This is a genomic window from Ruegeria sp. CE6, from assembly GCF_056537485.1.
The window spans coordinates 492,743-505,694 of the sequence record NZ_JBQFRR010000001.1 but is presented as its reverse complement, the minus strand read 5'-3'; the positions used below and the strand labels follow the sequence as shown (position 1 = coordinate 505,694).

Here is a 12,952-nt window from a genome sequence, read left to right as displayed (position 1 = left end):
GTCAGTCTTCGGCTGTCAGGTCAAAGTTTTCATCGGGGAAGAACTTGGCCAGTCGAATATCCGCGGTACGCGCGTGCCCCTCCATACCTTCAAGGCGTGAGATACGGGCCGTCGCCTGCGCAATCGGCTTCATCGCATCAGCGGTCGAGCGCTGCCAGGTCACGATCTTCATGTATTTATGGACGCTGAGGCCACCGGTGTAAGTGGCCGCCCGGCTCGTGGGCAGCACGTGATTGGTGCCCGAGGCTTTGTCGCCAAAGGCAACCGTGGTCTCTTCGCCCAAGAAAAGCGACCCATAGCACGTCAGCCGATCCAGCCACCAATCAAGATCATCGGCCATGACTGTCAGGTGTTCCGGGGCGTATTGATCCGATGTCGCCGCCATTTCTTCGCGATCCGCGCACAGGATGACCTCGGCATAATCGCGCCACGCAGCCGTAGCGTTTTCGCGGTTCACTTCGGGCAGGTCCTCGATCAGCACTGGAACCAAGCGCATAACCTCTTCGGCGAGGTCGCGATTGTCTGTCACCAGCCAAACCGGTGAGTTGTATCCGTGCTCGGCCTGCCCAACGAGGTCAGTTGCAACAACCATCGGATCAGCAGTGACATCCGCAAGGACCAGACTGTCCGTCGGGCCCGCGATCATGTCGATGCCGACACGCCCGAACAGGATACGCTTTGCTTCGGCCACAAACTGATTGCCGGGGCCCACAAGGATGTTAGCCTTGGGAAGCCCGAACAACCCGAAGGTCATCGCCGCAACCCCCTGCACGCCGCCCATGGCCATGATCTTGTCGGCGCCACAGATATGCGCGGCGTAGACGATCGCAGGCGCGATACCGACATCCGGGCGCGGCGGTGAGCACGCGACAATGTGCTTACATCCCGCCACCTTCGCCGTCGTCACGGTCATGATCGCGCTGGCGATATGGCTGTAGCGCCCGCCTGGGACGTAGCAACCGGCTGCATCCACCGGGATCATCTTCTGGCCAGCGGTCAGGCCCGGCACAACCTCGACTGCGATGTCGGTCATGGACGCTTTCTGTGCCTCGGCAAAGCGTTTGACGTTGCTGTGGCTGAACTCGATGTCGCGCTTCAGCTTTTCTGGCACGGCATCCATCGCGGCCTGGATTTCGGCATCGCTGAGAATGACGTTGCCTTCGTAGTTGTCGAATTTGGCTGCGTATTCCAACGCCTTGGCATCGCCACCTGTCTCAATGTCGGTCAGGATTCCCTGCACAATTTCACTGACATCCGACGCTCCGCTGCGCGCGGTCAGCGTGGCTTTCTTCAGGTATTCACGGGTCATGAATTAGGTCCTTTTCTTACCGCGTCTTTCGGCGGCTTATCGATAGACATCAGGCAACAGCGAGGTAGAGAACGCCGGGATATAGGCGATCATCAACGTCACGATCAGCATGAAGAAAACAAACGGGATGGCGCGGTAGGCGATCTTGAGGATCGACTCGCCCGTAATCCCCGACACCACGAACAAGTTCAGCCCCAAGGGTGGAGTAATAAACCCGACCCCCAGCGCGGTGATCATCATGATGCAGAACTGAATCTGGTTCATCTCAATCTCTTGCGCCAACGGGTAGAGGATCGGTGCCAGGATCACGATGTTGGGCGTCGTTTCCATAACGCAGCCCGCAATGATCAGGATAAGGACCATCATGGCGATCAGTACGAATTCGTTACTGCTGACTGAGGTCAAAGCTCCGACAAATCCTTGCGGCACTCCAATGATCGCCAGAGCTTCGGCCAGAGGGATCGAGAAGGCGATGATCGGAAGGATCACACCGTTGACCTTGGCCGAACTGACCAGCATGGCCGGGAAGTCGGACAATTTCAGTGTGCCCAGGATAAACCCGATGAATATGGTCACGACGACCGCCACGGCACCTGCCTCGGTCGGGGTCAGTTTCCCCGAGAAGATGCCGTAGAAAATGATGCCGGGGACAAGGAAAGCGTACCAGCCGGACTTGACCGTCTTCCACAGGTTCGCGCGCCATTCAGCTGCGGTCATCATGCCGCCGCCTTCCCAAAGGTTCAGCCGGTTCATCACGACGTTGGTGATCAGGATGGCCGTCAGGATCAAGAGGCCGGGGATCAGCGCAGCAAGGAACAAGGTCGAGACCGCTATACCCAGCACGAGGCCGATGATGATATAGGCGATAGAGGGCGGGATGAGGATGCCGGTGCAGGCTCCTGCTGCGACCAAAGCACAGGCGTAGGGGCGGGGATAACCGCTCTCGACCAGCCGGTCGATAGTCATGCGCCCTACCGCTGCCGCACCTGCTGCGTCCGACCCGGAGATCGCCGCGAACATGCCACAGACAAGGACGGTGGCCGAACCGAAGCCACCCTTGGCCCAACAGGTCAGGGCTTCGGCGACGTCCAGAAACTTTCGACTGAGCCCGGTTCGGACAAGCACGTCACCGGTCAGGATGAACAGCGGTACGGCCGTCAGCGCGAAGGCATCGATGCCCGAGAACAGCTTTTCACCGACAAGGCTCAGCGGAAGCGCACCAGACATGATCAGCATAGTGATTGAGGCAGCGCCTATTGCGGCCCAGACCGGAACGGCGAGCGCGACAAGAGCGACGAAGAGAATGACGGAGGCGTAGAAATCCCACCCAAGTTCAAGAGTTTGACCGCCGAGTTGTTGCCACATCATGGCTCAGGCCCTCCCTTAATCAAACAGCTTGTCGCCTTCGTAGACGGGACGGCCCGTTCGAAGGTCGGCAATATCGCGGAGGAAGGACTGCACCAGCCGAAAGATGACCAGCGCGAAGCCAAACGGCACCGCCATGAGGAAAAAGACCTGGCTGATCCGCAGGCCGTGTGTGACAGACCCGAATTTCCAGGACACGTGGACTGTCTCCCACGACCAATAGATCGCGACGAGCGCCACGATGAACATCACGATGTCGCCGAAGATATAGAGCAGCGTTTTGACCGTGCGCGGTACGTAGTGCATCAGAACATCAATGCGGATATGCCCGCGTTCCTTGACCGCAGCGGCGGCACCGATCCATGCGAGATAGATGAACGCATACCGGACGATTTCTTCGCCCCAGATGGACGAGTAGGCAAAGACCTCGCGCCGGACCACTTCGATAAACATCGTGCCGACGAGCATGACGTAGAAGACTAAAAGCAGCCAACGTTCGGCATTTTTATCAATCGCTCGAAAGAGCTGAGACATGGCATCCTCACTGCCGTCGCGCGGCGGCGACGTGTTCTAGTGGGTTTTTAATGGACAAACATCGGATGAGCCGACGCTGGACGCGTCGGCCCGAAGACGCGATCAGGCGTCGTGCACGTAGTATTTCGCACGCGTGTCTGCGGCTTCTTCCAGCTTGGCGAACGCATCCATCGATCCGGCCAGCTCGGTCTTGAAGCTGTCCCATTCGCTGCGCTGATAGCCACCGGCCTCTTTCCATTCGCCCAACTGATCTTCGCTTAGCGAGTGGAACTCGACGCCGTTCGCGATCAATTGAGACATGGCGTAGGCCCGTGCCGAAGGCACTTTGGACAGGTTCTGCTGCTGGGTGACTTCGCCCGCAAATTCGATACCTTCCTTGACGTCCATCGGCAGGCTGTCGAACCATTCAAGGTTGATCGAATAGACCTGACTGTCCGGCACCGCCTGAGTGAAGGTCACATGGCTGAGGATCTCACCAAAGCCAAAGACATGCAGCGCGCCCACCGAGGGATCAAGCGCATCTGCGACGCCTTGCCGGATCGCTGACGGAGTCTCACCCCACGCAACAGGCGTCGGGTTCGCACCCACCATGCCATAATACTGCTGCAGCATTTTTGATCCGGGTACGCGGAATTTGACACCGGACATATCGCCGGGGGTGATAATTGCGTTGCCTCCCTGGCGAACAGCGACGACGCGCGGATCGATCACGATATACATCAGCGCTTTAAAGCCGGATGCCGCGATCTTGGGGTCTACTTCCGCCTTCCAAGCTTCGGAGGAAGTCAGGTTCGTGAACCGCTGGTTGGACCCACAGAAATATGGAAGGTTGATCAGATCAACCACGCTCGCAAAGGGTGCGAAATTCGACAGCGAGTGTTGCGCGGCTTGAATGGTCCCCCCCTGAACCGCCTGCGCCAGTGCACCACCAGCGCCAAGCTGACCACCGGGCGCCAGTTTCACATAGACCTTGCCATTCGTCATGTTCTGGATGTTTTCTTTCAGGTCCAACTGCATGATCGGATAGCTGCGAGACGCGCCCAGAACATAGGCCGTTGCCAACGTCATCTTGAATTCAGCCGCGTTTTCGCGATCGCGTTCCTCGGCGGCGGTCTGTGCTGCCGCTTCGCTGGACCACAATGTCCCAGCCGCGCCGGCGACCATGGCCGCCGTGAACGAGCCGGTGCCCGCGAGTTTCAAAAAATTCCGACGCTCGGCCGAAGCCAGCTCCTGTTTAGTCTTGTCCATGTGTTCTCCTCCCGTTGGACTTTTTTCGGATTTATTCCTTTGATTTTTTCTCCGAAATTTCTTTTGCTTCGCTCCGCAGAATGCCGATCGAAAAGGCGATGGCCGCGGCAAACAAGATCAACATTTCCCAGATATTGTTGACCAAGGGCGCATTCGAGACTGCTCCGATCACTACGTTCGCTACAAACGCGAGCAGCAATATTCCAGCTATCAAGTATGGCATGCGTCCTCCCCAACCCATCCAATGTCTCGCACTGAGTCGTCCGCAATGTAAGCGCTTACATTTTGTTATGCAAGCGCTTACATTGCATATGTGCTGTAGGTTCCCGACAAATCGTGCTTTTGATAGAATTTGTCTTGAGCTAGTTGCCCATCCAGAATGACAAGAAAAACCATGCCTCAAAGCGGTCACGAAAACACAGTCCCAACCCTTGCAGATGTTGCCCGACATGCGAACGTGTCCACCGCAACTGTCTCGCGGTGCCTGAACTCGCCAGAGCGGGTAGGGCAAAGCACAAGGGAACGAGTTCTGGCAGCCGTACGAGAACTTGGGTACGCGCCAAATTTCGGAGCCCAAGCCCTTGCAGCAAGGCAGACAAATACCATCGCCGCCGTGATACCGACTATGGAGAACGCTGTTTTTGCACGCGGATTACAGGCGTTTCAGGAAGAGCTGGTGAGGCATGGTAAAACGCTTCTGGTTGCTTCGTCCGCCTATGATTCAGAGCTGGAAGAACAACAGGTGCGTGCGTTGGTAGCGCGGGGTGCAGATGGGTTGCTGCTGATTGGGTACGATCGCGAACCGGAAATCTATGCGTTTCTGGAAAAGCAGCGTGTACCAACTCTGATCGCCTGGTCATTTGATCCTGACCAATCCCCGCCGGCCATCGGCTTTGACAATCGGGCTGCGATGTTTGCCCTTGCCCGGCAGGTCATTGGATATGGGCATCGGCATATCGCGTGTATCTCTGCTCCGACCGCTTCGAATGATCGGGCAAGGGAACGCGTTCAAGGCATTCGGGATGCCAAACAAGAGGCCGGTCAAGACCCGAATACAATGTTTCTTGTCGAGACCGCTTACGGCGTTGAAACTGGTGAAGTTGCTTTGCGCGAGGTCATGACAGCCGCACCAGAAACGACTGCCGTGATGTGCGTCAATGATGTTTTGGCGGTCGGAGCCTTACGTGCGGCTCGGGAAATGGGGCTTGAGGTGCCTAGAGACCTCTCAATTACCGGTTTTGACGATATCGAAATTGCAATGCTCGCCGAACCCGCTCTTACGACGGTACATGTCCCGCATCGCGAGATGGGGCGTCGCGCCGCTGGGATGCTGATCCAGATACTCCGTGATGCGCACAGCGGTCAAAGTGTTGAGTTGCCGACAGAAATAAGACTACGTCAATCACTCGGTCCTGCCCGCACTATTGTGTGATCCCAACCTTGAGGGCTATCTCTGGAAATCTACCCGCTCGAATCTACCAACGATGTACGACCCGGATTCGGCATGCACGGCCAATCCAACTTGAACTACTGGTGTGAGTATTTCTTAGACTAAGAGTTTATGGCTAGCAGACTAAGAAAGCTGTGAGGAAGGCCTTTGTACGCGGCTCATCCGTTGCGATGCAGAATGCTCCGAACCGGACGATGCCTGCCGCGGCAATCGGGCAAAAATTATTTTGTCGCGGCTGTCTTTCAGGTTCTGGTCACGTGGTTAACAGAGCCGAAAGTTCATTTGCCCCCTTTTTCAGGATACCCAGAAACGACATCAGGCTGTTGACGTTGTGACGTTGTGTCGGTGCATGAACCGAAAGTGTGCCCACCAATCGGCCTTGCCCATCTTGAACGGGTACTGCTAGGGCTGCCATTCCACTCATGAACTCTTCATCATCAGTGGAATAACCGTTCTGAGCGATATGTTGGATTTCCGTGCGCAATGACTGCGGATCGGTCAGGGAACTTTCAGTCTGTGGCTGCAGATTTCCTGCTGAAAGAAATCCATCCAGTGTTTTCTGCCGGAGCGTGGACAAGTACATCTTGCCGCTGGCGGTGCAATGAAAGGGAACCTGTGTCCCGACCGGTAATTGAATGCGCAAAGGCCACTTCGTCTCAACCCGGTCAAGATAGATCATGCCCTCTCGGTCAGGAATGGCGAGATTGCATGTCTCACCAACCTGCTCGGCGACACTGCGTAAGATCGCCAAACGCGCTGTGCGCAGATGCTCGGACGACATGGTGTTGACTGAAAGCAACCTTAGACGGTGCCCGGGACCGTATGAGCGGCCATCCAGATCACGCTGCAGGAAACCTTCGGCCTCTGCTGTTTGCAACAAACGGTGGATTGTTGGTTTCGCCAGACCGAGTGCCTCGATCAGGTCCGATGGTTTGACGGCAACCCCGCGTCGCGCCACCTCCTCAAGGATGAGGAGAAGGCGCAAGTTAGTTGGGATCTGGGTTTCTTTGTCTTGTGTTTCCGTTTCGGCCATCCCGCAACAGTCTAGTTATTTGGCAGCAGGATCAAGGCCAGATCAGGTACAAGCGAGATCAAAATCCACACTGATATCAGCGCTGCTAGATAGGGCACAGTGTACCGAAGCAGACGGAAGTAGGGAACGCCAGTCACCCCTGATGCCACGTAGAGATTGAGACCGTAGGGTGGTGTGATGAAGCCAATCGAAGCCCCCACAAGGAAGATTACCGAGAAATGGATCGGATCAATCCCGACCGAGGCCGCAATCGGTGCCAGGATCGGGGCCAGGATAATCGTGACAGGCAGGCTTTCGAGTACCATGCCCGAGAAGAAAACGATCACCATCGAAGTAAACAGAACCGCATAGTAGCCACCCATCGAGGTTACGAAATCCCCAATGGTTTGCTGAGCGCCAAGCAATGACAGGATCTGCTGCATCACCACAGAAATCGCGATCAGCGGTGCGAGGATACCTGTGATCTGGGCCGAGCGGATCACGATTGAGGGGATCTCGGGGATCGTGAAGCCTTCGACGACAAACATCTCGGCATAGCTTTTTTCGGTGGGTGAGATGTCGTTCCGCGCGCCCATGATCCGATTGATCGGATAGCTGACCAACCCTGCAATAACGCAGAAGCCGACCGTCACTCCGGCTGCCTCAGTTGGTGAGAATTTGCCTGTGTATATACCCCACAACACCAGCCCGATGGCGAAGAACCCAAGCCAGGCACCGAATGCGGTCTTCAGCACCCGGTTCAGTTGTAGCGGGATCAGATGACCCCACCCGTTCATGCGGCAGATGATCCAGCAGGCGAACTGCATGCCAAAAACCATCAGCGCGCCCGGAAGGATACCCGCCACGAATAGCTCGGAAATCGGCAGGTTCATCAGGAAACCGTAGACGATAAAGATAATCGAGGGAGGAATGATGATCCCCACCGTACCGCCTGCCGCCGCCGTGGCCGCGCTGAACCGTTCGTCATAACCCCCTTTGACCATCTCAGGGTGCAGCATCGATCCGATCGTGGCGGTTGTGGCCGAGTTTGAGCCTGAGATTGCTGCGAACAATCCGCATGCCCCAAGGGATGCCATCGCCAGCCCGCCGCGTATCCAGCCCAGACAGGCATAAGCAAAATCGCTGAGACGTCTCGCGATCCCCGATTTATTGATCAGGTCTCCGGTCAGGATGAACAGCGGCATCGCCAGCAAGGCGAAACCCTTGTTGAACACGTTCAGAAGTTCAGCACCCATGTTGTCCAGCGTCAGGCCAAGAACAAACGAACAGCCGATGACCCAATAGCCGATTACCAGCAAAACCGGCACGCCCAGCATGAACAGAAAGGTGACCGCAAGAGAGATCAGTGTGACCATAGTTCCGTCTGTCATCAGTCTGCTCCGATCACGGCCTGCTTGATCAGCGGCTCGCCTGTTTTCCAGTTGTTCAGATCATCGGCAAGGTTCTGAAACACGCGCCCGACCATCAGAAAGAACGACAGCGGTGCGGCCAGAAGGAACCACCACTGCATGATATTGTCTGTTCCCAGAACGATCTGAAAGTTTGATGCCGACAATGCCACCAGCCGTGTTGTGGTCACGATGACGATCACCGCAAAGATGAACCACAATATCGCGTCGAGTATCAGGCAAGCCAATTGCCCAGCCCTCGGCATTGCAGTGCGGAATTCGCTGAAGCTCAAATGTGTGCGCAGGCGGACGTTATACGACGCCCCAAACCACGCCATGACCATGAACAGCAGCGGGGGGATGGTGGTCGACCAGGGTTCCTGATCGTTGAACACAAACCGGTCGATCACGCCCCAGAAGATGATTAATGCGATCGCAAGGTAGGAATACACCATCACCGACCGTTCCAGATGACGTTCAACAAAGGGCACCGCCCGATAGATCAACATGATCACGATTCCGCCAATCGCCGAGACAATCGCGCCCAACACCCAGGCGGCGTCGGATTCCAGTGCGGATTGAATCTCGAACGAATCCTGGCTGAGAAAGGCGCTGAAAATCGCGCCGATGTCTGCCCAAAACGACATGAACCCCGTCCTCCCAGTCGGTATAAAGTTGAACCGGCCCGCTCAGGGCCGGTTCGTAACAGTCTATCAGGCTTCGCCTTTCCACCAACGGCGCGGTTCGACATTTTCCGGCAGGGTGTCGGCCGGAATCTCGCGCGCGATGTCGTAGATTTCCTGATAGGTATCAATGCCGCCTGCCCATTTATTCAGACGTTCGCGCCACTGGGCCCAAGGCTCTGGGTTGTAGTTCGGAGCGCACATCTCTTCGGCCAGCTTGATCTGATCGTCAGCCAGGAAGGCCGGGCGCACGCCATTTTCGGCGAAGATCGTGTCCGGCAATTGCGGCTCCGAGAAGCCTACCGTATTCAGCAATGCGGCTTCATTCGCACCCTGGATCAACGCTTGAGTGAAGTAGGAAGATTCCATAACTGCGTCTTGCAATTCTCCACTCAGGCCGTCAAAGACCTCGGCCGACATGGACGTATGTTCAGTGCCGCAGAAAAATTTCAGATTGACCGACTGCGAAACCACCGGCGCCATGTTGGCGTAAGCCACGGCCGAGGCCCAGGTTTCCGCCCCATCGATCAGCCCTGTCTTAAGCGCATCCAGCGTCTCTTCCCAAGCCACCGGGACTGGGTTCAGATTCAGCAATTGCATTGCAATCCGGCCCAACTGCGTACCCGTCACGCGGTTCTTGGTACCAAACAACTCTTCCAGTTTGGTGACGGTCGGCTTGTCGGCAAAGGTCGAACCCATTTGCAGGCCGCGTAGCTCACAATGGGTAAACAGGAACTTCAACCCGTGCCGTTTTTCCAGCGGATCACGCAGGATGCGCTGGCTCGCCGGGCTATAGAAGAAGTGATACTGCGCCGCGCGGCTGGGGAACATATAGGCATAGTCCAGCACGTTCAGATAAGGTGCGCCTCCGGCCGAGTTCTGAGTTGAGGCAGCATAAATATCGACGATCCCCTGTTGGGTCTTTTCGACACAGCTCAGCTGGCCGCAGATCTGGTTGTCGCCGATGAATTCGATGCGAATCTCGCCGTCCGTGCGTTCTTCCAGGTCGCGCGCGAACTCGATTGCGCCGGCGCGCTCAATCAACAGGTTGCGGGTGTTGAAACCCGACGCGCCGAATTTCAGCGTGTGCTTCGGCTCTTTCGAAAAGCGCTTCTCATAGGTGGATTCGGCGGCCTGCGCCAGATTCGCCAGACTCATCGCGCCGCCGAACCCGCCTGCCGCCAGCAGTGTCGAACTCATGCCGTAACGCCCGGCCACGCGGAAGAAATCTCGCCGTGAAATACCACTTAGTTTCCGTCCGATCTCCATTGCTTACCTCCCTGATCGCAATTATTGAGACGTTTTGTATCAAAAAAGGCTAGTATAATTCTTGCATCTTGCATAGAGTTTTTTTCAGCGAGTTTGGAAGGAGGCGGTCATGGAGGTGGATTATGCAGTTGTTGGCGCAGGATCGTCGGGCTGTGTCATTGCCAATCGGTTGAGCGCAGACCCCAACACAACTGTTGCGCTGCTCGAAGCAGGTGGCCGCGATACCAACCCGTGGATTCACATCCCCGTCGGCTATTTCAAAACGATGCATAACCCCTCGGTTGACTGGTGCTATCGCACTGAGCCCGACCCCGGCCTTAACGGTCGATCCATCGACTGGCCACGGGGCAAGGTACTGGGTGGCTCATCTTCGCTGAACGGGTTGCTCTATGTGCGTGGCCAGAAGGAAGATTACGACCGCTGGCGGCAAATGGGCAACGAGGGTTGGGGCTGGGACGATGTGCTACCCCTGTTCAAACGCTGTGAGGATCAAGAACGCGGCGAGGATGAATATCATGGCGTCGATGGCCCCTTGTCAGTGTCCAACATGCGCATTCAGCGCCCGATCTGCGATGCCTGGGTCGCAGCAGCACAGGCCGCCGGTTACCCGTTCAACCCAGATTATAACGGGGCCGAGCAAGAAGGCGTGGGTTACTTCCAACTGACCACGCGCAATGGGCGCCGCTGTAGCGCCGCCGTCGCCTATCTCAAGCCCATTCGCGGTCGTCAGAACCTCAACATCATCACCAAAGCGCTTGTGTCGCATGTGGTTCTGGATGGGAAAAAAGTAACCGGGCTGGTCTACCGGGATCGTTCTGGTAACGAGCAGACACTGACTGTTCGGCGCGAGGTCATCCTGTCCGGCGGGGCGATCAACTCTCCCCAAATCCTGATGTTGTCAGGGATCGGAGAGCCGGATCATCTAAAGGAAAATGGTATCAAACCGCTGCACGCCCTGCCGGGTGTTGGCAAAGGTCTTCAGGATCACTTGCAGGCGCGGCTGGTGTTCAAATGCAATGAGCCCACACTGAATGACGAAGTTCGCAGCCTGTTCAATCAGGCGCGAATCGCGCTGAAATATGCACTATTTCGTGCGGGTCCGATGACAATGGCCGCCAGCCTTGCGACTGGTTTCATGAAAACCCGGCCCGATGTTGAGACGCCCGACATTCAGTTCCACGTGCAACCCTGGTCCGCCGACAGCCCAGGCGAAGGTGTGCATCCGTTTTCGGCCTTCACGATGTCGGTCTGCCAACTGCGTCCGGAAAGTCGGGGAGAGCTGCGCCTGAACGGACCGGACCCATCCGAACATGTCAAGATCATCCCGAACTATCTGTCCACTGAAACGGATTGCCGAACCATTGTCGACGGCGTGAACATCGCGCGCGGGATTGCCAAACAAAACCCTCTGGCCTCGAAGATATCAGAAGAGTTTCGACCAACGGCAGAGCTGAGCTGCGAAGATTATGAAGGCACTCTGGATTGGGCCAGATCGAACAGCGTGTCGATCTACCACCCAACCGGCACCTGCGCGATGGGGAACGCCGAGACGTCTGTTGTCGACGCAAGACTAAAGGTACACGGTATTTCGAACCTGCGGGTGGCTGATTGTTCGATCATGCCGGAAATCGTCAGCGGCAACACCAACGCACCAGCGATCATGATTGGCGAAAAGGCAAGCGACCTGATTAAGGCGGATGCTTGAGAAATCTGCCATCGTATCTGATCGCCTGATCCCTACAGTATCAATAGATCAGTGCGTCAATCGCATCAAAAACGATCTGGCGCTGTGCCAGTGGTTGGAATCTGCATGCGCTTTGCGACCTCTTCGTCTTGTGACTAAACGAAGTCTGGTAACAGAACCTCGGATTATATTGCGTTAGCCAATAGTCCTAACCGCAACTCCAACTTTCCTTTGACCTCCCCCGCGTTTCGGCCGGCTCAAAGTCGATCTTTGCTGCCTACATTAATGTCTCAGGCAGCTCCCTTTGGCTGACATTCACGAATTCCAAAACGACACGCCACCTACGTACTAATGACGTGCCAGCAGGGAACTCATAATAAAGTCTTCAGCGCACACAATGATCCCGGTCATGGGCATTTCTGACAGCACACTACGATATGCACTGCCTTCCAGAACTTCGATCACCAGTTGTGACGCCTGAAGGGGATCCGGAACGGCGCGCAATTCACCGCCGGTAATTCCTCGCTTCACTACGGCTTCCAGGGCCTCAGTCAAACTCGACCGGTTCTCGACGAACAGCTGCGCGATGTCCGGTTGACGAACTGCTTCGCTCGAAATTTCCAATGTTAAAATAACGTTATCCGGCGCAGCAAGGTATTTTGCGTAGGCCTTGATGAACTTTCTTATGACTTTGGGCGCGGGCGCATCTGAGTTCAGGATTTTCAGAAACGGCTCCATCTCGCGGCGTTCAAGTATTGCGATTTCTACAAGCACATCATGTTTGCCGCGAAAATGATTATAGAGATTTCCAAGGCTGACGCCCGCCCGCGCTGCGATATCGCGGACGCCTGTCTGATGATAGCCGCGCTCAAGGAAACACATAACTGCGGCCTCCAAAATCTGGTTGCGACGCTTGGCTGTTGCCTTTTTCCGGATTGATTCCGGCTTCCTGGTGTCATCGGACATTTTTTCAACTTAATATTGAACGA

The 12,952-nt window shown here is 56.1% G+C and carries 12 protein-coding genes; 2 read left to right on the top strand and 10 right to left on the bottom strand.

The features are described 5' to 3' along the window. Position 1: 1 nt before the first annotated feature. The 5 genes from hisD to ACR0DK_RS02390 all read right to left on the bottom strand — a co-directional run bounded on the left by hisD (position 2) and on the right by ACR0DK_RS02390 (position 4,679). On the bottom strand, positions 2-1,309 hold the full coding sequence (gene hisD, locus ACR0DK_RS02410; protein WP_170392540.1) for a histidinol dehydrogenase: 1,308 nt from the start codon (positions 1,307-1,309) through the stop codon (positions 2-4). 36 nt (positions 1,310-1,345) lie between these two features. Further along, entirely contained in the window at positions 1,346-2,677 is a 1,332-nt protein-coding gene (locus ACR0DK_RS02405) for a TRAP transporter large permease (protein ID WP_170392539.1), read from the bottom strand. A gap of 15 nt (positions 2,678-2,692) precedes the next feature. Then, the gene (locus ACR0DK_RS02400) at positions 2,693-3,208 is read right to left on the bottom strand and encodes a TRAP transporter small permease (protein WP_170392538.1); all 516 of its coding nucleotides are present in this window, start codon (positions 3,206-3,208) and stop codon (positions 2,693-2,695) included. A gap of 102 nt (positions 3,209-3,310) precedes the next feature. Then, entirely contained in the window at positions 3,311-4,456 is a 1,146-nt protein-coding gene (locus ACR0DK_RS02395) for a TRAP transporter substrate-binding protein (RefSeq protein ID WP_170392537.1), read from the bottom strand. 31 nt (positions 4,457-4,487) lie between these two features. Continuing rightward, positions 4,488-4,679 (bottom strand): hypothetical protein, encoded by a 192-nt coding sequence (locus ACR0DK_RS02390; protein WP_170392536.1) that lies wholly within the window; start codon positions 4,677-4,679, stop codon positions 4,488-4,490. A gap of 156 nt (positions 4,680-4,835) precedes the next feature. Between ACR0DK_RS02390 and ACR0DK_RS02385 the strand changes: the two genes are divergently transcribed. Further along, positions 4,836-5,888: a LacI family DNA-binding transcriptional regulator gene (locus ACR0DK_RS02385; protein WP_480567412.1), complete on the top strand. Its 1,053-nt coding sequence runs from the start codon at positions 4,836-4,838 to the stop codon at positions 5,886-5,888. A gap of 271 nt (positions 5,889-6,159) precedes the next feature. On the opposite strand, the gene ACR0DK_RS02380 is transcribed toward ACR0DK_RS02385, so the two are convergent. The 4 genes from ACR0DK_RS02380 to ACR0DK_RS02365 form a co-directional block, all read right to left on the bottom strand. Then, positions 6,160-6,939: an IclR family transcriptional regulator gene (locus ACR0DK_RS02380; protein ID WP_170392535.1), complete on the bottom strand. Its 780-nt coding sequence runs from the start codon at positions 6,937-6,939 to the stop codon at positions 6,160-6,162. Between the two features lie 11 nt (positions 6,940-6,950). Beyond that, positions 6,951-8,309 carry a TRAP transporter large permease gene (locus ACR0DK_RS02375; protein ID WP_170594355.1) on the bottom strand — a complete coding sequence of 453 codons (1,359 nt, stop codon included), beginning with the start codon at positions 8,307-8,309 and terminating at the stop codon, positions 6,951-6,953. Further along, positions 8,309-8,974, bottom strand: a complete 666-nt coding sequence (locus ACR0DK_RS02370) for a TRAP transporter small permease (RefSeq protein WP_170392533.1) — start codon at positions 8,972-8,974, stop codon at positions 8,309-8,311. Before ACR0DK_RS02370 ends, ACR0DK_RS02375 begins: the two co-directional genes overlap by 1 nt. A 66-nt stretch (positions 8,975-9,040) precedes the next feature. After that, positions 9,041-10,279, bottom strand: a complete 1,239-nt coding sequence (locus ACR0DK_RS02365; RefSeq protein ID WP_170402109.1) for a TRAP transporter substrate-binding protein — start codon at positions 10,277-10,279, stop codon at positions 9,041-9,043. A gap of 109 nt (positions 10,280-10,388) precedes the next feature. Between ACR0DK_RS02365 and ACR0DK_RS02360 the strand changes: the two genes are divergently transcribed. After that, positions 10,389-11,984, top strand: a complete 1,596-nt coding sequence (locus tag ACR0DK_RS02360; RefSeq protein ID WP_223116896.1) for a GMC family oxidoreductase — start codon at positions 10,389-10,391, stop codon at positions 11,982-11,984. Positions 11,985-12,311: 327 nt separating this feature from the next. Here ACR0DK_RS02360 and ACR0DK_RS02355 read toward each other — a convergent pair whose 3' ends face one another. Next, entirely contained in the window at positions 12,312-12,929 is a 618-nt protein-coding gene (locus ACR0DK_RS02355; RefSeq protein ID WP_480734691.1) for a TetR/AcrR family transcriptional regulator, read from the bottom strand. Between the last annotated feature and the right edge of the window lie 23 nt (positions 12,930-12,952).